Genomic DNA, 20,908 nt, shown 5'->3' with positions numbered 1-20,908 from the left:
GGCGACAGCTGCCCACAAGCTGTTGTATGATTTAGGAAACATTCATTGAGCCCAGCATGACCTTGACGCCCTCCCCTCCGTCCGACGCCGCCGACCGCCAGCTTGCCGAGCGCAATGCCGAACTGAGCGAACTGCTCGGCCATCTGACGACCTGCTGGGATGAGGAACGGCGCCTGCTGGCGCGCAAACTGCACGATAGTCTCGGCTCGTCGATGACGGCCCTGACCATGCACCTGGCCCTGCTGACCCAGCAAATGCCCAAGGAAAAGGCGCTGCAGGACCGCACCGCCCAGATGAAGCAGCTGCTGATGACGATCATCAACACCAACCGCGACATGCAATTGTCGCTCTGGAACGACAAGCTGGAATTCCTGGGCATCAAATCGGCAATCGCCGAGCTGGTCGGCGATTTCGGCAAGCAGCACCAGCTGGTGGCGCGCTGCAGCCTGCCCGACGAAGACGAAAGCTACGCGCGCGAACACGGCGTCGCCCTGCTGCGCGCGCTGGAAGAAGGCTTGCGCAATATCGCCGCGCACGCCGGCGCGAGCGAAGTCGACGTCATCCTCGACGATGGCGGCGACGAGATCATGCTGACGGTGCGCGACAACGGCGTCGGTCCGGGCGACAAGCCCGGCGAGTCGGCCGGCTGCCACGGCCTGCGCCTGCTGCGCGAACGCGCCCGCTACCTGGGCGGGGCGCTGTCGGTGATGCCGGCACGCGAGCGCGGCACGGTGCTGACGCTGACCCTGCCGAAGGCGCCGGTGGCCGTCGGCGGCTAGGGCCGACGCGCCCGCAAACACGCTTGTCAAGCGGCCGGGCCGCCCCCGGACAGCAGCGCCATCTTCAGTGCAGCTTGACCTGCGGCGTGCTGCGCTTGATCAGGAAGCGCGCCAGCGCCAGCACGCCGGTGCGCACATGGCCGAGCACGGCCGCGTGATGCATCAGGTGCAGGCTGACATACATCATGCGCGCGAAGAACCCTTCCACGAACCAGCTCAAGCCCTTGAGCGAACCCATCAGGCTGCCGACGGTGGTGGTCTGGCCGAACGAGACCAGCGAGCCGTAATCCTTGTACGTATAGGGTTTGGTCTGGGGCGCCTGGCCGCGCTGCGCGCGCAGGAAGGTGGCGAGCAGGTAGTCGGCCTGCTGGTGCGCGGCCTGGGCGCGCGGCGGCACCATCTTGCCCTCGGCGTCGACGCAGGCGGCGCAGTCGCCCATGGCGTAGATGCCCGGCGCGTCCTTGACGCGCAAAAAGCCGTCGACCTCGATCTGGCCGCCCTTGGCCAGCGGCAAGCCGAGCGTGGCCAAAAATGCCGGGGCGCGGATCCCGGCCGCCCACACGCACAGGTCGGCCGGATACACATTGCCGTTCTTGTCGCTCACCTGGTCGGGCGCGATGCTGGTGACGCGGCACTCGTTGACCACCTTGATGCCGCGTTCGTGCAGGAGCTTCAGGGCCGCGCTCGAGACCCGCTCGGGCAGGGGCGCGAGGATGCGCGGCGCCCCTTCGAGCAGGGTGATGCGTACATCCTGCTGCGGCCGCAGGTGCTGGAAGCCGTAGGTGGTGTACACCGCGCTCGCTTCGCGCAGCTCGGCCGCCAGTTCGACCCCGGTGGCGCCGCCGCCGATGATGACGATGTCGACGCCGGCCGCCGGCTCCTGCGGCTTGCGCGCATCGGCCCGGGCCAGCAGTTTGAGCAGTTGCAGGCGGAAGCGCTCGGCGTCCTCGGTCGCGTTCAGGGAAATCGTGTATTCCTGCGCGCCGGGCACGCCGAAGTAGTTCGAGGTGCTGCCGACGGCAATCACCAGCGCGCCGAATTCCAGCGTCCGTTCGGGCAGGACTTCCTCGTCCTGCGGCGTGCGGATGGGGCCGATGGTCAGGCGTTTCGCAGCCTTGTCGAGACCGGTCAGGGCGCCGTACACGAAGCTGAAGCCATTGTCGTGCGCCAGCATCTGGTAGGACAAGCCTTCCTGGTGGATATCGAGGGTGCCGGCGGCGACTTCGTGCAGCGAGGGTTTCCAGATATGCGAGAGGCGGCTATCGACCAGGAACACCTTGGACGGACCCAGCTTGCGGCCCAGTTTGCTGGCCAACTCCAGGCCGCCCGCCCCGCCACCGACAATCACAATTTCGCCACGCAAGACAATCTCCTTCAATTTTTGACAACACCAGTCTACCGCGCCGGGGCCGGGCGCGCCCACGCAATACGCCCGGCACCGGCGCCGTGTCAGCGGAACCCTTGGGTTTCCCGGTCGCGCCCGTTGCCATTGCCATGGCCGTTCCCGTTCCCGTTGCCATGGCCTCGGTCGACGCCGCGATCGTCGCGCTCGTAACGGTCATGACGGTCATGACGGTCATGGCGATCGCGTCCCCGCTCGTGGTCGTGATGGCGGTCGCGCCCGCCCCGCATCTCGCGGTAGCGCGGCGCGTAGGTATTGGTGTACCAGTCGTCGCGCACGAAGTACACCTGGCGCCCGCAGGCGTCGTAGCGCGCGCAATGCTTGCTCCACTTTTTCATGTGCCCCGGCGGCACCCGCAGATACACCGGCTCCGGCGCCGCGCGCGCGTAGCGCTCGACCAGGATCGGCTGGTTGTAGACCACCGGCGGACGGCCGAAGTCGCCCAGCTCGATGCGTCCATAAAAACCGGGCTGCCCGATATCGATGCTGACATTGGTCTGGGCCTGCCCGGACAGGCTCGCGCCCAGCAGGGCGATGGCGACGATCATGTGTTTCATGCTTGCCTCACTTAAAGAGTAGGCGCGCCCGGCAGGCGCACCGTGGGCGCAGGCCGCCACGCGACTTGCCGCTCACATCCATTAGTTTAGCAAAGGCAACGGCGCCGTCGGTACGCCAGCGTACACAGCCCTCGACCGCGTCCCTACATGGCGCGGAACAAGGCCATGAAAGGCTGGCTGACCGCCAGGGTTTCCGGGCGCGTGCGCAGGCGCAGCATCCCGCGTCCGCTCTCGTCGCGCGCCACCGAAGCGATGGCCTTGACGTTGACGATGGTCGAACGGTGGATCTGGCGGAAGATGGCCGGATCGAGCACGTCGAGCAGTTCGCGGATCGGCTTGCGCAGGAGCGCCTCGCCCTGCGCCGTCATCACCACCGTGTATTTGCTGTCGGCCTGGAAATACGCCACATCCTCGACCATGATCAGGCGCGTTTCGGTGCCGGCGCTGGCGGTCAGCCACACCAGCGGCTCGTTCCTCGGCGCCGGCGGCGGCAGCGCGTTGCCCAGCTGGCGCAGCAAGGCCGCCAGGGCGCCGTCGTCCGGCTTGGCGCTGGCCAGGCGCGCCTTGACCCGCTGCACGGTGGCCGCCAGGCGCGCCGGCGCCACCGGCTTGAGCAGGTAATCGAGCGCGCCGCGATCGAAGGCGTCGATCGCATACTGGTCGTAGGCGGTGACGAACACCACCTGGGTGGCCGGGCTGACCTCGGCCAGCGCGCCGGCCACCTCCAGCCCGCTCAAGCCCGGCATGCGGATATCCAGGAAGGCCACCTGCGGCGTGTGCGCGGCAATCGCGTCGAGCGCGCTGCCGCCATCGTCGCACACGGCCACGATGCGCAGCTCCGGCCAGGCGCCGGCCAGCAACTGCACCAGCTCGTCGCGCAACAACAATTCATCTTCGGCGATCACGCAATCGATCATGCTACTTTCTCCAGTACCGGCGAGGCCGCCGCATTGCGCTGGTACGGCACGCTGATCGTCGCCGCCACCCCGCTCGGATAATTCGACACGATGGTAAAGCTGGCCGCATTGCCGTACGCCAGGCGCAGCCGTTCGCGCACATTGCGCAGGCCGATCCCGGTGCCGCCGCCCTCGCCGCTCAAGCCGCGCCCGTCGTCGGCCACCGTCAGCGCCAGCACGCCATCGACGACGCGCGCGATGATCCACACCGTGCCGCCGCCCGCCTTGGGCTCCAGCCCGTGCTTGATCGCGTTTTCGACCAGGGTCTGCAGCATCATCGAGGGCAACGGCGCCCCGTGCAGCTCGGGCGCCACCTCGACCTGCAGGCGCAGGCGCGGCCCCATGCGGATCACCAGGATGTCGAGATAGGCACGCGCCCGTTCCAGTTCCTTGCCCAGGGTCGAAAGCGCGTCGTCGGTGCGCGGCAGCGAGTTGCGCAGGTAGGCGATCAGGTTGCCCAGCATCTCGTCGGCGCGGGCCGGATCGCTGCGCGTGAGCAGTTGCGCGCTGGCCAGGGTGTTGTACAGAAAATGCGGCTCGACCTGCGCGTGCAGCAGGCTCAGTTTGGCCACCGTCAGCTCCTTCTCGGTGGCCGACTGCACGGCCGCCGCCTGCTCGCTGCGGCGCCGCTCGGCCACCCGGCGCGCCACCGCGCGGCCGATGGCGTCGGCGTTTTCCAGGTTGGCGCCGCCGTCGACCAGGAACCAGTCGGTCCAGGCGCCGCGCTCCGGTTCGCAGATCAGGGTGACGCTGCCGGCATCGCCGTTGGGCGTGACCGTGACGATCACCTGGTTGGCGCTGGGGCCGGTGTGGCCGGTCATCTGCCACATTACACCGCCGCCGTAGGGATGCAGGTAGCGGATCTTGGCGCGCACCTGCAGGCTGTCGCGCGCACTGTCGACCTGTTCCGCGCCGGGCAGGTCGCGGATGGCGGCGTCGATGATGTCGAAGGTCTCGCCCGCTTCGAACGGCACCTCGATCTGGCGCCGCTGGCGGCTGGCCAGGGTGCCGCGGTCGACCTGGCCGGTCAGCAGGCGCACCCGGCGCACGTGCGAGAACGCGCTGATCGCGGCAAACGCCATCGCCCCCAGCACCAGCAGGACCAGCATGCCGCCACTGTCGCGGTGGCTGAGGAGGGTCTGCGCCATGAACACGGCCACGGCCATGCTGGCCAGGGTCCAGGCAAAGGTGATACGGAAGATAAAAGAAAAACTCGTCATGGTCGGCATTCCAGTCAGGGAGAAGTGGAAACGACTATAGCAAGCGGCCGCGGGCGGATAAAACCGATTCCGACGAAACCGCGCCGGCGCCGACGAAACCCCGCTTTGCCCTCCCGGCCGCCGCCGCGCCAGTATTTCCCTTCTGAAAGATAACACATCCGGCAACGGCCTCCCAGCCGTCGCCGGCGCGCCACGCTTGCGCGGCAATTGCGCAACACGGCGGCCCGCCCGGGCAGCCTGCCTTAGATGCATATCAAGCTTTGGCGCAAGGTCCTGGGCACGAGGATTTTCGATGAAGGATCGCAGGTACTATTCCTTGGCAGAAAGAGCTTCTGCAAAGAAAAATCACCGACCAACAAGGAGCTGGAATGAAGACAACGATCCAACAGCAACGCACCCTGGCCGCATTGGCCGTCATCGCCATCGGCCTGGGCCTGGGCATGCCGGCCCACGCCGCGCAGGCGACGGCGGTGGCCGGCGGCACCGTGGTGACCCCGATCGCCATCGTGTCGAGCGTGCCGCTGGCCTTCGGCAGCTTTGCCGCCGCCGCCGGCGGGACCATCACCGTCAGCACCAGCGGCGTGCGCGCCGTCAGCGGCGTGGTGGCGATGGGCGCCTCGAGCGCCAGTGCCGCCAGGTTCGACATTACCGGGGAGCCGGGCAGCACCTTCACCATCACCCACTCGGGCACGGCGGTGTTGACCAACACCGGCGGCGGCGGCGAAACCATGGCGCTGGCCAAATTCAGCGACCTGACCGGCGCCAACGCCACCTCGGGCGAGGCCACGGCCGGCGTCCTCTCCGCCGGCGGCACCCAGTCGCTGTATGTGGGCGGCACCCTGACCGTGGGCGCCAACCAGGCTCCTGGCGTGTATGCCGGCGATGTGGTCGCCACCGTCGAATACAACTGAGGCGCGCCTCCTGGCGGCGCTGCTGGCGCTCCTGCTGGCGGCCCTGCCGGCGCGCGCCCAGCTCAGTGCCGCGCCGGCCGGCGGCCTGGCGTTCGGGCGCTTCGCCGCCGCCGGTCCCGGCAGCGTCAGCGTCGATGCACACGGCAGGCGCAGCGCCGGCGGCGCCGTCCTGCTGCTGCCGTCGGCGGCGGCCCCGGCCCGCTTCACCATCAGCGACAGCAAGCCGGAAAACGCCAACCTGGTCTACATCGTCAGCCTGCCGGCCGGCGCCACCATCAGCGCCGGCGCGGCCAGCATGGCGCTCACCGGTTTTACCAGCGCCCCTGCGGGCGGCGGCGTCCTGAGCGGCGGCAGCCAGCTGCTGTCGATCGGCGCCACCCTGCAGGTCGGCGCCGGCCAGGCCGCCGGCAACTACAGCGGCAGCTTCCACATCACCATCGAATATCAATAGCCGATCCCGTCCTGCGAGGCCCACCATGCATTCCACCTACTCTCTCCCGCGCGCCGCGCGCCTGCTCGCCGCCGTTGCCCTGCTGGCCGCGCTGCCGCTGCAGGCGCTGGCCGGCCTGATGCTCAACCCGACCCGCATCGTCTTCGTCAAGAACCAGCGCGCCGCCCAGGTCGAACTGATCAACAGCGACAGCACGCCCGCCACCTACCGCATCCGCCTGGTCAACCGGCGCATGAGCGAGAGCGGCGAATTCACCGGCGTCGACAGCGCCGGTCCCGACGACCGCTTCGCCGACGCGATGCTGACGTTCTCGCCGCGCCAGGTCACCCTGCAGCCGGGCAGCGCGCAAGTGGTGCGCGTCATGCTGCGCAAACCGGCCGAACTGGCGGCGGGCGAATACCGCTCGCACCTGCACTTCGAAAAACTGGCCGACAGCGGCGCCACCAGCGTCGAACAGCAGGGCGCCGCGCCGCAGCAGATCGGGGTCGTGCTCAACTCCCTGATCGGCGCCTCGATCCCGGTCATCGTGCGGCACCAGACCGCCGGCGCCAGCGTGACCCTGGGCGCGCTGGCGCTGCGCCAGGCGGGCCAGGGCACGCACCTCGACTTCCAGATCGCGCGCAGCGGCGACAGCTCGGTGTACGGCGACATCAGCGCCGTCTTCGTAGCGCAGGGCGGGGCCGAACAGGTGCTGGCCAAGGCGGCCGGCGTGGCCATCTACACGCCCAATCCGCTGCGCAAGGCCAGCCTCGCCATGCCCGCCGGCGTGAGCCTGGCGCGCGGCAGCGTGCACCTGCGCTATCGCGAACGGCCCGAAGCCGGCGGCGCCGTGCTGGCCGAAGCGACGCTCGCCCTGCCCTGAACGGCGCGCCGCGCGATGGTGCGCGTGCCCCTGCATTGCGTCCCGCTGCGACCGGTGCTGCCGGTGCTGCCGGTGCTGCCGGTGCTGCTGGTGCTGCCGGTGCTGCCGGTGCTAATGGTGCTGCTGGCGCTGCTGGCGCTGCCGGCGCCCGCGCGCGCCGCCGGCGGTCCCGACCTGGTGCTCGAAGTGCGGCTCGGAGAGCACCTCGTCGCCGACGCCGTCGGCGCCTACCAGCACGGCGACGACATCCAGCTGCCGCTGGGCGAACTGGCGCGCCTGCTGACCATCGCCATCCGCACCGATCCGGCCGCCGGCATCGCCAGCGGCTACATCCTCGACGAACAGCGCGGCTTCCGGCTCGACCTGGCGCAGGGTACGGTCGTCAGCGGCGAGCGCCGTACCGGCTTCGATGCGGCGCGGGTGCTGCGCCAGCCGGACGATCTCTATGTCGCCAGCGGCCTGCTGGCGCAATGGCTGCCGCTCGACCTCGAGATCGACATGGCCAGCCTGGTGCTGCGCGTGCGCGCGCGCGAGACCTTGCCGCTGCAGGCGCGCCTGGAACGCCAGTCGCGCGGCGGCCCGGCGCGGCGCCGCGACGGCGCCCCTGCCCCGGCCTACGCCCGCCTCGACACCCCCTACGCGCTGGCCGGCATGCCCTTCATCGACCAGACCGTGAGCGCCGACCTGGGGCGCGGCGGCGGCACGCTCGGCTACACCGCCTACCTCACCGCCGACCTGGCCGGCATGGAAGCGGCGCTCTACCTCGGCGCCGCCAGCCGCGCCAGGGCCGGCGCGCGCCTGACGCTGTCCCGCAACGACCCCGACGCCGGCCTGCTCGGACCACTGCGAGCGCGCACGATCCAGGTCGGCAGCGTGCTCGCCGGCGGCGTCGCCGACATCGCCCTGGCCAGCAACGACGGCGCCGGCGTGGCCCTGTCCAACCGCGCGCTCGGCCAGCCGGCGCGCGCCGACCGCCACACGCTGCAAGGCGACCTGGCGCCCGGCTGGGACGTCGAGCTGTACTTCAACGACGCCCTGATCGGCTTCCAGCAAGCGCGCCCCGATGGCCGCTACCGCTTCGACGACCAGCCCCTGATCTACGGCAGCAACGAATTCCGCCTGGTGTTCCACGGCCCGCTCGGCCAACTGCGCGTCGAACGCCAGCGCTTCCTGATCGACCAGGCGGTGCTGGCGCCCGGCGCCGTGGCCTGGAGCGCCAGCGCCCAGGGCGGCGGACGCGCGCTGGCCCAGGCCGAGGTCGGCCTGCTGCCCCAGCTGAGCGCCAGCGGCGGCCTGGTGCGCCTGGCGCTGGAGGGCGGCGAACGGCGCTACGCCAACCTCGGCCTGCACGGCTACTGGCGCGCGCTGCTGGCCGACGCCGCGATCGCGCGCGCCGATGACGGCGGCAGGCTGGCCCGGGTCGGCCTCAAGACGCGGCTTGGCGCGATCGCGCTCGGCGCCAGTCACGCGCGGCTGGACCGCTTTGCCAGCGAACTGTTCGTGCCCGGTCCCGACCCGCTGCGCAGCCGCGACGAACTGCGCCTGGACGGCATGCTGCCCGGCGCCGTAGCGGTCCCGCTGCCGCTGGCGCTGCAACTGCGGCGCGAACGGCTGGCGTCCGGCGCTACGCGTCACGAGGCCGGCGCGCGCCTGTCGGCCTACCGCAAGGGCACGGCCATGAGCGGCAGCGTGCACTGGCGCGCCGCCGGCGGGACGCGCCAGGCCGACGGCAGCGTGCAGGCGACGCGGCGCGTGGCCGGCATCGGCATCAGCGGCCAGCTGCACTACGCCATCCTGCCCGACGCCGGCCTGTCGACGCTGGCGCTGGCCGCCGACAAATTCATCGGCAACGGCTACCTCGTGAACGCTGCCGTCACGCGCAGCTTCGCCGACCCGCAGCTGCGCTGGAGCGCCTCGCTCAACAAGGGCGTGGGCGGCATCGGCCTTGGCGTGAGCACCTTCTACACCAGCCGCGGCGACTACGGCGGCGGCATCCAGCTCTTCATGGCGCTCGGCCAGGAACCGAGGAGCGGACGCTGGCTGCACGACGCCGTGCCGATGGCCGGCGGCGGCGCGGCCTCGGTGCGTGTCTTCCTCGACAAGAACGGCAACGGCGTGATGGATGGCGACGACGCCCCGATCGAGGGAGCGGGATTTGCCGTCAACGGCGGCGCCCATCCGGCGCGCACCGGGAGCGACGGCGTGGCCTACCTCAACCGCTTGCCGGCGCACCAGCACGCCGACATTGCGATCGACCCCGCTACGCTGGAGGATCCGCAATGGCAGGCGCGCGAAGCGGGACGGCGGCTGGTCCCGCGGCCGGGCAAGGTCGGCCGGCTGGAAGTGGCGGTCGGGATCACGGGCGAGATCGACGGCAGCGTCTGGCTGGATGGCGCCGGCGGCAAGCGCGGCATGGGCGAGGTCGAGATCGAGCTGCTCGACGAGGGCGGCAACGTGGCCGGCAGGACCAGCACCGGTGCGGATGGCTACTACGTGCTGGGCGGTATTGCGCCGGGAGATTATCTTCTGCGCATTGCCCCGGCGCAGCTCGCCAGGCTCGGCCTGCAAGACAGCGGCACGCACCTGATCACCATCGACTCCGCCGGCACCATCGTCAACGGCAAAGACTTCCACATCAGCAAATAATGCGCAACGACATACAGCCGCTTCAGAATGCTCTTACAACCAGGGTCAGAGCTTTAATTAGCAATATTTCATGACCTAGGCCGAACCGGGGTCAGAGCTTTGACCTGCAACATTTAACATTGGCCGCCAAATCCACGTCAACTCGTCTGCATAAGCTCATCGACAAGCGCATCAACGCTGTGGAAACGCCACGAAGCGGCAGTATTTGCCGCGCGTAATTTAACAAAAATGCTAGTCAAAGCTCTGACCCCGGTTGAGAAATATTGCCGAGGCCACCCTAGGATTTAACAAAATTTCTAGTTAAAGCTCTGACCCCGGTTGGGAGAGGTCAAGCGGGCTTGGCCTGGTCGGCGATCCATTGGTCGATGATTTTCGCAAGCACATCCATCGGCACCGAGCCGTTTTTCAGGATCACGTCGTGGAAGGCCGGCAAGGTGAAGCGCTCGCCCAGCGCCAGCCGCGCTTTTTCGCGCAACTCCAGAATCCGCAGCATGCCGAGCATGTAGGCACACGCTTGCCCAGGCCACACCACGTAACGCTCGACCTCGGCCGCACCGATGCCGTAGTCGATCGCTTGCTGGCGCGTCCAGCCTTTGCTGTGCAGGCCGGTATCGACCACCAGCCGGCGCGCGCGGAACAATTCGGAGCCGAGCGCACCCAGCAGCCCCGGCACGTCGCCTTCGTACCAGCCCTTTTCCACCGCCAGCCGCTCGGTGTACAGCGCCCAGCCCTCGGAGTGCGCACTGCCGCCGCCAAAAATGCGCTGCGTGCGGAACTTGGGCAGGCCGGCCAGCTCCTGCTGGATCGCGAGCTGGAAGTGGTGACCCGGCACCGCTTCGTGATACGCCAGGCTGCGCATGCGGATCATGTCGAACGCCGGCCCGCGCAGCGGTACCCAGAAAATCCCGGGCAGGCTGCCGTCCGGCGCCGGCAGGCTGTAGTGCGCCGAGGCGCTGCCTTCGGTCAGCGGCGGTTCGCGCCGCACTTCCACCGGCGCGCGCGGCATCAGGTTGAACAGGCTGGCGCTGCGCTTTTCCGCATCCTTGACCATGGCGACATAGCTGGCCAGAATCGCCGCGCGCGGATCGGGATCGGCGGCCGGCTGGAAGGTCTTGTCGAGCGCCTTCATGCGCGCGTCGATGCTGCCTTCGGTGAAGCCGAGCTGGCGCAGGTGGCGGTCCATCTCGCCTTCGATGCGCGCCACTTCGCGCAGCCCGATGGCGTGGATCTGCGCCGCCGTCAGGCTGGTGCCGGTGTAGCTGGCCAGCGCGTGGCTGTAGGCGGCGGCGCCGTCGGGCAGGCGCGCGATGCCGGCCTCGTCGCCGGTCTTCGGGTGCAGTCCGGCCAGCAGCGCCTGGGTCCGGGCATAGGCCGGCAGGATGGTCTTGCCGACGATGGCCGTGGCCTTCTCGATGGCGGCGGCGCGCGCGGCGGGCGTCAGGTCGGACAGCGCGGCAGTGCGTTCGGCCAGCGACAGCACCAGCACGTTTTTCTCGGCCGCCGGCTTGAGGAAGGCGTCGACCTGGCCCTGCGCGCGCTCGAGGATGAAGCGCGGCGGCAGCATGCCGCGCGCAGCGGCGGCGCGGGCGCGCGCGCTGGCCTGGTCCATGCGCTCGCCGATCTGCGCCAGGCGCGCCAGGTAGCTGTCGACATCGGCCGCGCGCCGCATCGGGTGGGTGCTGGTCATGAAGTTGACCAGCGCAATATGGGTCCCGCCGAATTGCGAGAACACGAAGGCGTGGTCCTCGAACGGTGCGCCGGCCAGGTGGTTGAGCAGCGACCAGCGCATGGTCTCGGCCGAGACGCGGTCGGTGGCGTCGAGCGAACCGGCCAGGAAGCGGTCGAGCCGCGCCACGCCAGCCTTGGCCAGTGCCGCGTACTTGGCGCGCTGCGCCGGCGTGATCGGCGCCAGCTGGCGGTCCAGCGCCTGCTGTTCGGCGCCGGCAAAGTACTGGTCGCCGGTGGCGCGCTGGGGCGACAGGCGCACCCAGTCGGCGGCAAAGCCGTCGGCCCATTTGTCGAAGGCGCTGTCGCGCTGGTCGACGCCGGCCACCGCGACAGCGCCCGTGGCGGCCGCCAGCACCGGCACGGCGGCGGCGCCGAGCGACAGGGCCACCAGCGCGGCGGTCAAGCGGGGCGCGAGCGCGCGGCGGAACGGTGTAGGCATGCGGGAATCTCCTGTGTCATTGTCATGGGCCCGGTTCAGACGGCCTGAACCCGAGCGCGACAGAATTTATCATGGATTGCCCCCGGAAACCACCACCCCGGCACGCAACGGCGCCCGTCAATACAGGCGAAACACCCGATCCGCACGGTCCGCCGCACGGCGCCGGCGCGACAAAATGCGACAATTGCTTACCGTAAGGGACTGGAATGACGGCCCCGACTGGGGTAGCATGGCGGGCCACGATGCCAGAGTCGCCGGCCCGAGCCGGTACAATCGCGCCATCCCCCAGTCATTCGTCAAAGGTCATTGCATGTATATCAAGAATACCGTCCTGGCGGCCGCCGCCCTGTTGCTCGCCACCAGCGCCCAGGCCCAGTTCGCCGTCACCGCCGAAGTCGGCACCACCGGCGTCGGCGCGCACGTGATTTTCCCAATGGAAAAAAGCCTGAACGCCCGTTTCGGCGCCAGCTATTTCCAGCGCGAATACAACGATACCGCCAGCACCCTGAGCTACACCATGAAGGCCAAGCTGCAGAATATCGACGTGCTGTTCGACTGGCACCTGATCGATAACAGCCCGTTCCGCCTGACCGGCGGCGTGGTGTACAACGGCAACAAAATCAGCATGGTGGCGCGCCAGGATTCGAACGGCAACTTCAACATCAACGGCAAGACCTATGCCGCGAACCAGGTCGGCATCCTGAACGGCGGCATCGAGTACAACAAGGGCGCGCCCTACCTCGGCATCGGCTGGGGCAATGCCCTGAGCACCGACAAGAAGTGGCAGATCAGCGCCGACCTGGGCGCGTTGTGGCAGGGTCATCCGAAGGGCCGCCTGACGAATTCGAACTGCGCCGGCACCGCCGCCTTCTGCACCCTGCTGGCGCGCGACATCGCCACCGAGCGCGTGAAGATGGAAGCCGACGTCGAAGCCTACAAGGTGTACCCGGTATTGCGCGCCGGTATCAGCTACCGTTTCTAAGCAGCCACTAAGACCCGCGCGCGGCAACAGCGCGCCGCGCGGGCGTGCTTGCGGGTAGCATGTCCTTTTTGCAAGGGAATGCGCCATGACACCACGCTCTCACCCGCTCGCGGCGCTGGCCGCCTGCTGCATGCTGCTGCTGGCCGTGGCCGGCTGCGGCGACAAGCACGAACCGACCAAGCCGACCGTCTCGGCGCCGGCCTCGCGCTAGGCTTTTGCGCCCCGGCAAGCGCCGGACAGAGTAAACTACGCCCTTGTTCTTTTGCTGCAAGGTCGCTTCCCCATGTCTTTCGATACCCTCGGTCTGATCGATCCCCTCGTGCGCACGCTCGACGCGCTCGGCTACCGCACGCCCACCCCGGTGCAGGCGCAAGCCATTCCCGCCGTGCTGGCCGGCCGCGACATGATGGCCGCCGCCCAGACCGGCACCGGCAAGACCGCCGGCTTCGCCCTGCCCCTGCTGCAGCGCCTGACCCTGCAGGGCCAGGTCGGCGCCAACGCGGTGCGCGTGCTGGTGCTGGTGCCGACCCGCGAACTGGCCGAGCAGGTGCACGAGAGTTTCCGGGCCTACGGCGCCGGCCTGCCGCTGCGCACCCATGTGGCCTACGGCGGCGTCAGCATCAATCCGCAGATGATGAAGCTGCGCAAGGGGCTCGACGTGCTGGTGGCCACGCCAGGCCGCCTGCTCGACCTGTACCGCCAGAACGCGGTCCGGTTCGAGCAGCTGGAAACGCTGGTGCTCGACGAAGCCGACCGCATGCTCGACCTGGGCTTTTCGCGCGAGCTCGACGCCGTGTTCGCCGCCCTGCCGAAAAAACGCCAGACCCTGCTGTTTTCGGCCACCTTTTCGGACGCGATCCGGGCGCTGGCCGGCAAGCTGCTGAACGATCCGCTCAGCATCGAGGTCAGTCCACGCAACAGCACGGTCAAGCGCATCCGCCAGTGGGTAGTTCCGGTCGACAAGAAACGCAAGCCGGAACTGTTCCTGCACCTGCTGAAAAAGCAGCGCTGGGGCCAGGTGCTGGTATTCGTCAAGACGCGCAAGGGCGTGGACCAGCTGGTCGATACCTTGCAGGCCCAGGGCATCGCGGCCGATTCGATCCACGGCGACAAGCCGCAGCCGGCCCGCCTGCGCGCGCTCGAGCGTTTCAAGGCGGGCGAAGCGAAGATCCTGGTGGCGACCGATGTGGCCGCGCGCGGACTGGACATCGACGACTTGCCGCAGGTGGTCAATTTCGACCTGCCGATCGTGGCCGAGGACTACATCCACCGCACCGGCCGCACCGGCCGCGCAGGCGCCTCGGGCGAGGCGGTCTCGCTGGTGTGTGCGGACGAGGTGCAGTTGCTCGCCGCCATAGAAATCCTGACCAGGCAGACGCTGGAACGGATCGAGGAACCGGGCTTTGCGCCGGAACACCGGGTGCCGGTCACGAATACGGCCGGCGAAGTGCTGAAAAAACCGAAGAAGCCGAAGAAAGCCAAGGTCGCCGGCGAGGTGTCGAACGTCGACGTGCGTTTCCGCCCGCGCTAGCCGATGCGGGTAAGCGCCAGCGCGGCCTTGTTGGGAGTTGCACAACGGCGCTGGCGATTATGACAATTCGCCGCGAAAAAACTGGCATCTGTACTGGGTAAAAGACGGCAACTGCACCGCTTATGGCCTGTGCGCCATGGTTCCACTGGGGTATCATACGGCTCAAGCCACAAATTGTCAGATGCCATGCCACAGCCACTTCCATTCGTTCCCGCAGCCCTGCTGAACGTCGCAGCCCTCAAGGCAAGCTGTGCGGGTTGCAGCATGCACCAGCTGTGCCTGCCGATGGGACTCGACAGCGACGATATCTCGCGCCTGGACAGCATCATCGGCAAGCGCCGCCGCCTCGCGCGCGACGAGCGCCTGTACCAGATGGACGAGCCGTTCCGCAACCTGTACGCGATCCGCTTCGGCCACTTCAAGACCTACCAGGTGAACGCGGGCGGCGAGCAGCAGATCACCGGCTTCCAGATGGCCGGCGAACTGCTGGGCATGGACGCCATCAGCGGCGACCGCCACCATTGCGACGCGGTCGCGCTGGAAGACAGCGAAGTGTGCGAAATCCCGTTCGCGCGCCTGGAAGAATTGTTCGGCGAAGTGCCCACCCTGTTGCGCCATTTCCACCGCATCATGAGCCAGGAAATCACGCGCGAGCAGAATGTCATGTTATTGCTGGGAAACATGCGGGCGGAGCAGCGCTTCGCCGTGTTCCTGGTCAACCTGTCGGCGCGCTATGCGGCGCGCGGCTACTCGGCCAGCAGCTTCCAGCTGCGCATGTCGCGCGAAGATATCGGCAACTACCTGGGCCTGACCATCGAGAGCATCAGCCGCCTGCTGTCGCGCTTCAAGAAGCAGGGCTGGATCAGCGTCGACAAGCGCGAGCTGACCCTGCTCAACCCGGCCATGCTCAAGGCGCTGGCCGCCGGCACCGAGCAGTGCAGCCCGATGGCGTGACGGCGGCGCCCGCAGCCGCGTCCGGCCCCTAGAACGGCGGGTGCGGATCGTCCGGGATCACCAGCAGGTAGTAGGTCAGCATGCTGGCGATCGCGCACCAGGTCCAGAAAAAGAAAAAACCGATGGTGTACACCGCCATCGGCGACAAGGCCAGCTCGCCCAGGTGCAGCGATTCGCGCGGATCGAACAGCGCGAAAAAACAGCCTTCGGCCAGCATCGCCGCCAGGAAGGCGGGCCACAACACTTTCATCGCAAGACGCATCGACACTCCCCCGTTTAGTTGGCTGTTTCCTGCACATCGGCCTTGATCGCCAGCGCCTGCTCGCGCGGCCAGTGCCAGGCCGCGGCCAGGCGCCAGTCGCGCTTGCCGCCTTCGATCACCACCTGCCAGCGGGCCCGCTCGAGCATCGGCAGCGCCACCGAAAAACGCCCCTGCGCATCCGGAATCACGTCCAGCTTGCGGTCCTTTTCGGGCTGGGTGGCGTGCGCCAGGTGGATGCTGAACGGCGCGTTCAAGGGCTGCCCGCCGCTGCTCAGGGCCCCCGCCAGCTTTTCGCCGGCGGGGTCGTAGCGCGCGTCGAACGCCAGGCGCATGGCGCTGGCCGCGCGGTCGCGCCGCAAGTCCTGGTTGATCGCCTTGCCCTTCTTGTAGTAGTCGTCGACAACCATGGCGTCCTGGCCGCGATAGGCCACGAAGCCGAGGTTGACGCCGGCCACCACCACGATGGCGGGACCGAGCATCAGGAGCCATGGCCAGCGGTGCTTGTACCACGGGCCGGCCGGGGGAGTGACGGGTAAGGCGGTTTGCATGCAAGTCTCCTTTTTTTGCGCTATTTTGGCACGATTATTCGGACACGCTTATTTGGGTACGCTTACTTGGGTACGATAAACACGGCTTTTTCACGCACCGTCAGCGAGGGGTCGTCGGTCGCCGTCAGTTCGAATTCGATCTGGTTCGAGCCCTTGGCCGCCGCGCCGCGCTCGACCTGCACCCGAACCGGCACCGCGCGGGTGCTGGCGCCGTCGAGCACCGCTTCCTCCGGCGTGGCCAGGCGCACCGAATCGATGCCCGAGACCTTGATGCGGAAGGTATGCCCGGCTTCGGCCGTATTCATGATCTGCAGGCGGTACACGTTTTCGATCAGGCCGTCGCCCACTTCGCGCCCCATCGATCCGCGGTCGCGGATCACGTCGAGCTTGAGCGGGGTGCGCAGCGCCAGCGCCGTGCCGAAGCCGGCCACGATCAGCACCAGCAGCGCGGTGTAGATCATCACCCGCGTGCGCAGGATGCGCTGGCCGATGCGCCTGGCCGACCATTTGTTGTCCATCGCGTTGTCGGTCGAGTAGCGGATCAGCCCGCGCGGCAGGTCGATCTTGTCCATCACGCCGTTGCAGGCGTCGACGCAGGCGGCGCAGCCGATGCATTCGTACTGCAGGCCCTTGCGGATGTCGATCCCGGTCGGGCACACCTGCACGCACATATTGCAGTCGATGCAGTCGCCCTTCTCTTTCGCGGCCTGGGCGGCATTCTTGGGACTGAGCGCGCCGCGCGGTTCGCCCCGTTCCTGGTCGTAGGTGACGATCAGGGTGTCCTTGTCGAACATGGCGCTCTGGAAGCGCGCATACGGGCACATATATTTGCACACCTGCTCGCGCAGCCAGCCGGCATTGCCGTAGGTGGCGAAGGCGTAGAAGAAGATCCAGAACCATTCCCACGGCCCCAGGGCGAACGCGCCGATGTTCGACAGCAGCGAACGCACCGGCGCGAAGTAAGCCACGAAACTGAAGCCCGTAAACAGCGCCACCGCGCCCCAGGCCACGTGCTTGGCCGTCTTGCGCGCCAGCTTGTCGGCGGTCCAGGGCTGGCGGTCGAGGCGGATGCGGGCGCTGCGCGCGCCTTCGATCTTGCGCTCGATCCACATGAAAATTTCGGTGTACACCGTCTGCGGGCAGGCAAAGCCGCACCACACCCGTCCCGCGATCGCGGTCACCAGGAACAGCAGGTAGGCGGCCACGATCAGCAGCGCCGCCAGGTAGATGAAGTCCTGCGGCCACAACACCATGCCGAAGATGTAGAACTTGCGGGCGCCGAGGTCGAACAGGACGGCCTGGCGGCCGTTCCAGTTCATCCACGGCAGGCCGTAAAAGACCAGCTGCGTGATCCACACGCAGGCCCAGCGCAAGCTTGCGTATCGTCCTTTCGCTTCGCGCGGATAAATCTCTTCGCGCGCCGCGTACATCCGGATCACCGCCGGCTTGGTGGGGGCCTCGTTCATTTCGGTGCTACCTCCGCTACCTTGGGCTGCTGGGCCGGATCGTTCGACAGGCTCCATACATACGCCGCCAGCACGTGCACCTTGGACTCGCCCAGGAACTCGTGGAAGGCCGGCATGCTGTTGGTGCGGCCCTTGCGGATCGTCTCCATGATCGTCTCGGCGCTGCCGCCGTACAGCCAGACCTTGTCGGCCAGGTTGGGCGCGCCCAGGGCCTGGTTGCCGACCCCGCCGGCGCCGTGGCAGGCGATGCAGGCCGCGAACTTGGGCTTGCCGAAGGAAACCTTGATCGGATCGGCGGTCAGGCCCGACAGGCTCTTGACGTAGTGCGCCACGTTCTCGATGTCCGCTTCCGAGCCGACCGCCGCGCCCATCGGCGGCATCATGCCGGTGCGGCCCTTCATGATGGTTTCCTTGATCACCGAGGGCTCGCCGCCATGCAGCCAGTCCTTGTCGGTCAGGTCGGGATAGCCCTTGTTGCCGCGCGCATCGGAACCGTGGCACTGCGCGCAGTAGGTCAGGAACATGCGCTCGCCGATGGCGTGCGCCTGCGGATCGGCGGCCACCACCTTCAGGTCCTCGCTGGCATACTTGGCGAACAGCGGGCCGTAATCGGCATCGGCCTTGGCCAGCTCCTGCTGGTACTCGCCGCTCGACTTCCAGCCCAACTTGCCGGCGTAGCTGCCCAGGCCCGGGTACAGCACCAGGTAGGCCAGCGCGAACACGATGGTGATGTAGAACAGCCACATCCACCAGCGCGGCAGCGGGGTGTTGAGCTCGGTCAGGTTTTCATCCCAGACGTGGCCGGTGGTGCCGTCGCTGCCCGGTTCGACCGTGTGGGTCGACTGCGACCACAGCAGCACGCCGCAGCCGACGATCGCCAGGATGGTGATGACGACGATGTACAGGTCCCAGAAACCGCTGGTGAAATCAGCCATGACCGTTCTCCCCGTCGCTGTCGCGGTTACTGTCGTTGCGCGTGTCGTTGCGCGTGTCGTCGGCAAACGGCAGCGCCGCTTGCGTCTCGAAATCCTTGCGCCCCTTCAGGACGAAGGTCCACAGCAGAATGCCGCAGAAGGTGGTGAAGCTGATGACGGTCATCACGCTGCTCGCACTGTCAAAAATATGTTCGATTGCCATGTCAGTTCCTGGTTTTGATCTGGATGCCGAGGCCCTGCAAATAGGCGATCAGGGCATCCTGTTCGGTCTTGTCGGCCAACGCGGCCGGTGCCTGGGCGATGTCTTCTTCCGTGTACGGCGTCGCCAGGCGCTGCAGGGCGCGCATTTTCGGGATCACCTCGTCCGGGTTCAACTTGGTCTTGGCCAGCCACGGGTAGCCCGGCATGTTCGACTCCGGCACCACGTCGCGCGGATTGTCCAGGTGGGTGCGGTGCCATTCGTCGCTATAGCGCCCGCCCACACGCGCCAGGTCCGGGCCGGTGCGCTTGGAGCCCCACTGGAACGGATGGTCGTAGACGAATTCGCCGGCCACCGAATAGTGGCCGTAACGCTCGGTCTCGGCGCGGAACGGACGGATCATCTGCGAGTGGCAGTTGTAGCAGCCTTCACGCACGTAGATGTCGCGTCCCACCAGGCGCAGGGGCGAGTAGGGTTTCAGGCCGGCCACCGGTTCGGTGGTCGATTTCTGGAAGAACAGGGGAACGATTTCCACCAGGCCGCCGAACGATACGACCAGCAAAACCAGTCCGATCAGCAGCCACGGATTCTTCTCGATAGACTCATGTGAAAATTTCATTGCAAGCTCCGGAATCAGGCGTGTGCAGGTAAAAGGGTCGGGATGCGCGAGTCGTCGGTCACGGTGCCGCGCATCGTCATGAAGGTGTTAAAGGCCATCAGCAGCATGCCGGTCAGGTACAGCAGGCCGCCGCCGACGCGGATCACGTAGTACGGATAGGTGGCCTTGACGCCTTCGACGAAGGTGTAGGTCAGGGTGCCGTCGCTGTTGACCGCGCGCCACATCAGGCCCTGCATCACGCCGGCGATCCACATCGAGGCGATGTACAGCACGATGCCGATGGTCGCCACCCAGAAGTGGGTGTCGATCAGGCGCACGCTCCACATTTCCTTCTTGCCCGCCAGGCGCGGGATCAGGTAGTAGATCGAGCCCATGGTAATGAATCCGACCCAGCCGAGGGCGCCGGCGTGCACGTGGGCGACGGTCCAGTCGGTGTAGTGCGACAGCGCGTTGATGGTCTTGATCGACATCATCGGGCCTTCGAAGGTGGCGATGCCGTAGAACGAGAGCGAGACGATCAGGAACTTGAGGATCGGGTCCGAACGCAGCTTGTACCAGGCGCCCGACAGGGTCATGATCCCGTTGATCATCCCGCCCCACGACGGCGCCAGCAGGATCAGCGAGAACACCATGCCGATCGACTGGGTCCAGTCGGGCAGCGCGGTGTAGTGCAGGTGGTGCGGTCCCGCCCACATGTAGGTGAAGATCAGGGCCCAGAAGTGGACGATCGAGAGGCGGTACGAGTACACCGGACGCTCGGCCTGTTTCGGGATGAAGTAGTAGACCATGCCGAGGTAGCCGGCGGTGAGGATGAAGCCGACCGCATTGTGGCCGTACCACCATTGGATCATCGCGTCCTGCACCCCGGCGTAGACCGAGTAGGACTTCCACATCGAGGCCGGCATGACCGCGCCGTTGACGATGTGGAGGATGGCGACGGCCAGGATGTAGCCGCCGAAGAACCAGTTGGCGACGTAGATGTGCTTGACCTTGCGCTTGACGATGGTGCCGAAGAAGACGATCGCGTACAGCACCCAGACCACGGTGATCAGCAGCGCGATGGGCCATTCCAGCTCGGCGTATTCCTTACCGCGCGTGAAACCCATCGGCAAGGTGATGGTGGCCAGGATCAGGATCGCCTGCCAGCCCCAGAAGGTCATCATGGACAGGGTGTCCGAAAACAGGCGTACCTGGCAGGTGCGCTGCACCACCCAGTAGGAAGTCGCAAACAGGCCGTTGATGCCGAATGCAAAAATGACAGCATTGGTATGCAGTGGACGCAAGCGCCCGTAGCTCAACCAGGCGATGTCGAAATTGAGGGCCGGCCAGGCCAGCTGCGCGGCGATGAAGACGCCGACCAGCATGCCGATGACGCCCCAAAAGACGGTGGCGATCGTGAAGTACCTGACGATCTTGTTGTTGTAGTTTAAAGCTCTGTCCACAAAGGCTCTCCTGAGAATG

General features: G+C 67.4%; 21 protein-coding genes. 9 read left to right on the top strand and 12 right to left on the bottom strand.

All coding sequences use genetic code 11. From position 1 onward, the window contains the following. Window positions 1-56 precede the first annotated feature (56 nt). Complete coding sequence (locus tag EJB06_RS06925) at window positions 57-779, top strand: sensor histidine kinase (RefSeq protein WP_126073275.1); 723 nt, start codon at window positions 57-59, stop codon at window positions 777-779. Between the two features lie 64 nt (window positions 780-843). Here EJB06_RS06925 and EJB06_RS06920 read toward each other — a convergent pair whose 3' ends face one another. The 4 genes from EJB06_RS06920 to EJB06_RS06905 form a co-directional block, all read right to left on the bottom strand. Further along, window positions 844-2,142: an NAD(P)/FAD-dependent oxidoreductase gene (locus tag EJB06_RS06920; protein WP_126073274.1), complete on the bottom strand. Its 1,299-nt coding sequence runs from the start codon at window positions 2,140-2,142 to the stop codon at window positions 844-846. Between the two features lie 86 nt (window positions 2,143-2,228). Beyond that, the gene (locus tag EJB06_RS06915; protein ID WP_126073273.1) at window positions 2,229-2,738 is read right to left on the bottom strand and encodes a hypothetical protein; all 510 of its coding nucleotides are present in this window, start codon (window positions 2,736-2,738) and stop codon (window positions 2,229-2,231) included. Between the two features lie 143 nt (window positions 2,739-2,881). Next, window positions 2,882-3,655: a LytR/AlgR family response regulator transcription factor gene (locus EJB06_RS06910; RefSeq protein ID WP_126073272.1), complete on the bottom strand. Its 774-nt coding sequence runs from the start codon at window positions 3,653-3,655 to the stop codon at window positions 2,882-2,884. Next, complete coding sequence (locus EJB06_RS06905) at window positions 3,652-4,914, bottom strand: sensor histidine kinase (RefSeq protein WP_126073271.1); 1,263 nt, start codon at window positions 4,912-4,914, stop codon at window positions 3,652-3,654. The genes EJB06_RS06910 and EJB06_RS06905 overlap by 4 nt, the downstream gene beginning before the upstream one ends. Window positions 4,915-5,282: 368 nt before the next feature. On the opposite strand from EJB06_RS06905, the gene EJB06_RS06900 reads away from it, so the two are divergent. The 4 genes from EJB06_RS06900 to EJB06_RS06885 are packed head-to-tail and all read left to right on the top strand — an operon-like array spanning window position 5,283 to window position 9,784. Then, entirely contained in the window at window positions 5,283-5,825 is a 543-nt protein-coding gene (locus EJB06_RS06900; protein ID WP_126073270.1) for a DUF4402 domain-containing protein, read from the top strand. Then, window positions 5,788-6,276, top strand: a complete 489-nt coding sequence (locus EJB06_RS06895; RefSeq protein ID WP_126073269.1) for a DUF4402 domain-containing protein — start codon at window positions 5,788-5,790, stop codon at window positions 6,274-6,276. Before EJB06_RS06900 ends, EJB06_RS06895 begins: the two co-directional genes overlap by 38 nt. Window positions 6,277-6,301: 25 nt before the next feature. Beyond that, window positions 6,302-7,138, top strand: coding sequence for a fimbrial biogenesis chaperone (locus EJB06_RS06890; protein WP_126073268.1), 837 nt, complete (start codon window positions 6,302-6,304; stop codon window positions 7,136-7,138). A 15-nt stretch (window positions 7,139-7,153) separates the two neighbouring features. Then, window positions 7,154-9,784, top strand: a complete 2,631-nt coding sequence (locus EJB06_RS06885; RefSeq protein ID WP_126073267.1) for a hypothetical protein — start codon at window positions 7,154-7,156, stop codon at window positions 9,782-9,784. 328 nt (window positions 9,785-10,112) lie between these two features. Here the strand turns inward: EJB06_RS06885 and EJB06_RS06880 are convergent, their stop codons facing one another. Next, complete coding sequence (locus EJB06_RS06880; protein ID WP_126073266.1) at window positions 10,113-11,951, bottom strand: DUF885 domain-containing protein; 1,839 nt, start codon at window positions 11,949-11,951, stop codon at window positions 10,113-10,115. A gap of 310 nt (window positions 11,952-12,261) precedes the next feature. Here EJB06_RS06880 and EJB06_RS06875 point away from each other — a divergent pair, with 310 nt between their 5' ends. From EJB06_RS06875 to fnr, 4 genes are all read left to right on the top strand, one after another. Further along, window positions 12,262-12,933, top strand: coding sequence for a hypothetical protein (locus tag EJB06_RS06875; protein ID WP_126073265.1), 672 nt, complete (start codon window positions 12,262-12,264; stop codon window positions 12,931-12,933). A gap of 85 nt (window positions 12,934-13,018) precedes the next feature. Further along, on the top strand, window positions 13,019-13,144 hold the full coding sequence (locus EJB06_RS32860) for a hypothetical protein (protein WP_267876893.1): 126 nt from the start codon (window positions 13,019-13,021) through the stop codon (window positions 13,142-13,144). Window positions 13,145-13,216: 72 nt separating this feature from the next. Then, window positions 13,217-14,464 carry an RNA helicase RhlE1 gene (gene rhlE1, locus EJB06_RS06870; RefSeq protein ID WP_126073264.1) on the top strand — a complete coding sequence of 416 codons (1,248 nt, stop codon included), beginning with the start codon at window positions 13,217-13,219 and terminating at the stop codon, window positions 14,462-14,464. Between the two features lie 186 nt (window positions 14,465-14,650). Further along, window positions 14,651-15,418, top strand: coding sequence for a fumarate/nitrate reduction transcriptional regulator Fnr (gene fnr / locus EJB06_RS06865; RefSeq protein WP_126073263.1), 768 nt, complete (start codon window positions 14,651-14,653; stop codon window positions 15,416-15,418). A 28-nt stretch (window positions 15,419-15,446) separates the two neighbouring features. Here the strand turns inward: fnr and EJB06_RS06860 are convergent, their stop codons facing one another. The 7 genes from EJB06_RS06860 to ccoN form a co-directional block, all read right to left on the bottom strand. Then, entirely contained in the window at window positions 15,447-15,680 is a 234-nt protein-coding gene (locus tag EJB06_RS06860; protein ID WP_229426964.1) for a hypothetical protein, read from the bottom strand. A 14-nt stretch (window positions 15,681-15,694) separates the two neighbouring features. Further along, window positions 15,695-16,228 carry a FixH family protein gene (locus tag EJB06_RS06855; RefSeq protein ID WP_126073262.1) on the bottom strand — a complete coding sequence of 178 codons (534 nt, stop codon included), beginning with the start codon at window positions 16,226-16,228 and terminating at the stop codon, window positions 15,695-15,697. A gap of 62 nt (window positions 16,229-16,290) precedes the next feature. Next, a complete protein-coding gene (ccoG, locus tag EJB06_RS06850) occupies window positions 16,291-17,694 on the bottom strand; it encodes a cytochrome c oxidase accessory protein CcoG (protein ID WP_126073261.1) in 1,404 nt (467 codons plus the stop codon). Next, window positions 17,691-18,629 (bottom strand): cytochrome-c oxidase, cbb3-type subunit III, encoded by a 939-nt coding sequence (ccoP, locus tag EJB06_RS06845; RefSeq protein WP_126073260.1) that lies wholly within the window; start codon window positions 18,627-18,629, stop codon window positions 17,691-17,693. The genes ccoG and ccoP overlap by 4 nt, the downstream gene beginning before the upstream one ends. Further along, on the bottom strand, window positions 18,622-18,831 hold the full coding sequence (locus EJB06_RS06840) for a cbb3-type cytochrome oxidase subunit 3 (RefSeq protein WP_126073259.1): 210 nt from the start codon (window positions 18,829-18,831) through the stop codon (window positions 18,622-18,624). The genes ccoP and EJB06_RS06840 overlap by 8 nt, the downstream gene beginning before the upstream one ends. Before the next feature lies 1 nt (window position 18,832). Further along, a complete protein-coding gene (gene ccoO, locus EJB06_RS06835) occupies window positions 18,833-19,447 on the bottom strand; it encodes a cytochrome-c oxidase, cbb3-type subunit II (RefSeq protein ID WP_126073258.1) in 615 nt (204 codons plus the stop codon). Window positions 19,448-19,461: 14 nt separating this feature from the next. Further along, complete coding sequence (gene ccoN / locus EJB06_RS06830; RefSeq protein WP_126073257.1) at window positions 19,462-20,889, bottom strand: cytochrome-c oxidase, cbb3-type subunit I; 1,428 nt, start codon at window positions 20,887-20,889, stop codon at window positions 19,462-19,464. Between the last annotated feature and the right edge of the window lie 19 nt (window positions 20,890-20,908).

Origin of the sequence: Massilia atriviolacea, from assembly GCF_003953935.1 — a bacterium.
GTDB classification, from domain to species: Bacteria; Pseudomonadota; Gammaproteobacteria; order Burkholderiales; family Burkholderiaceae_D; genus Telluria_A; species Telluria_A atriviolacea.
Note: the sequence above shows the minus strand (reverse complement) of the source record. Positions and strands in the feature narration are given on the sequence as shown.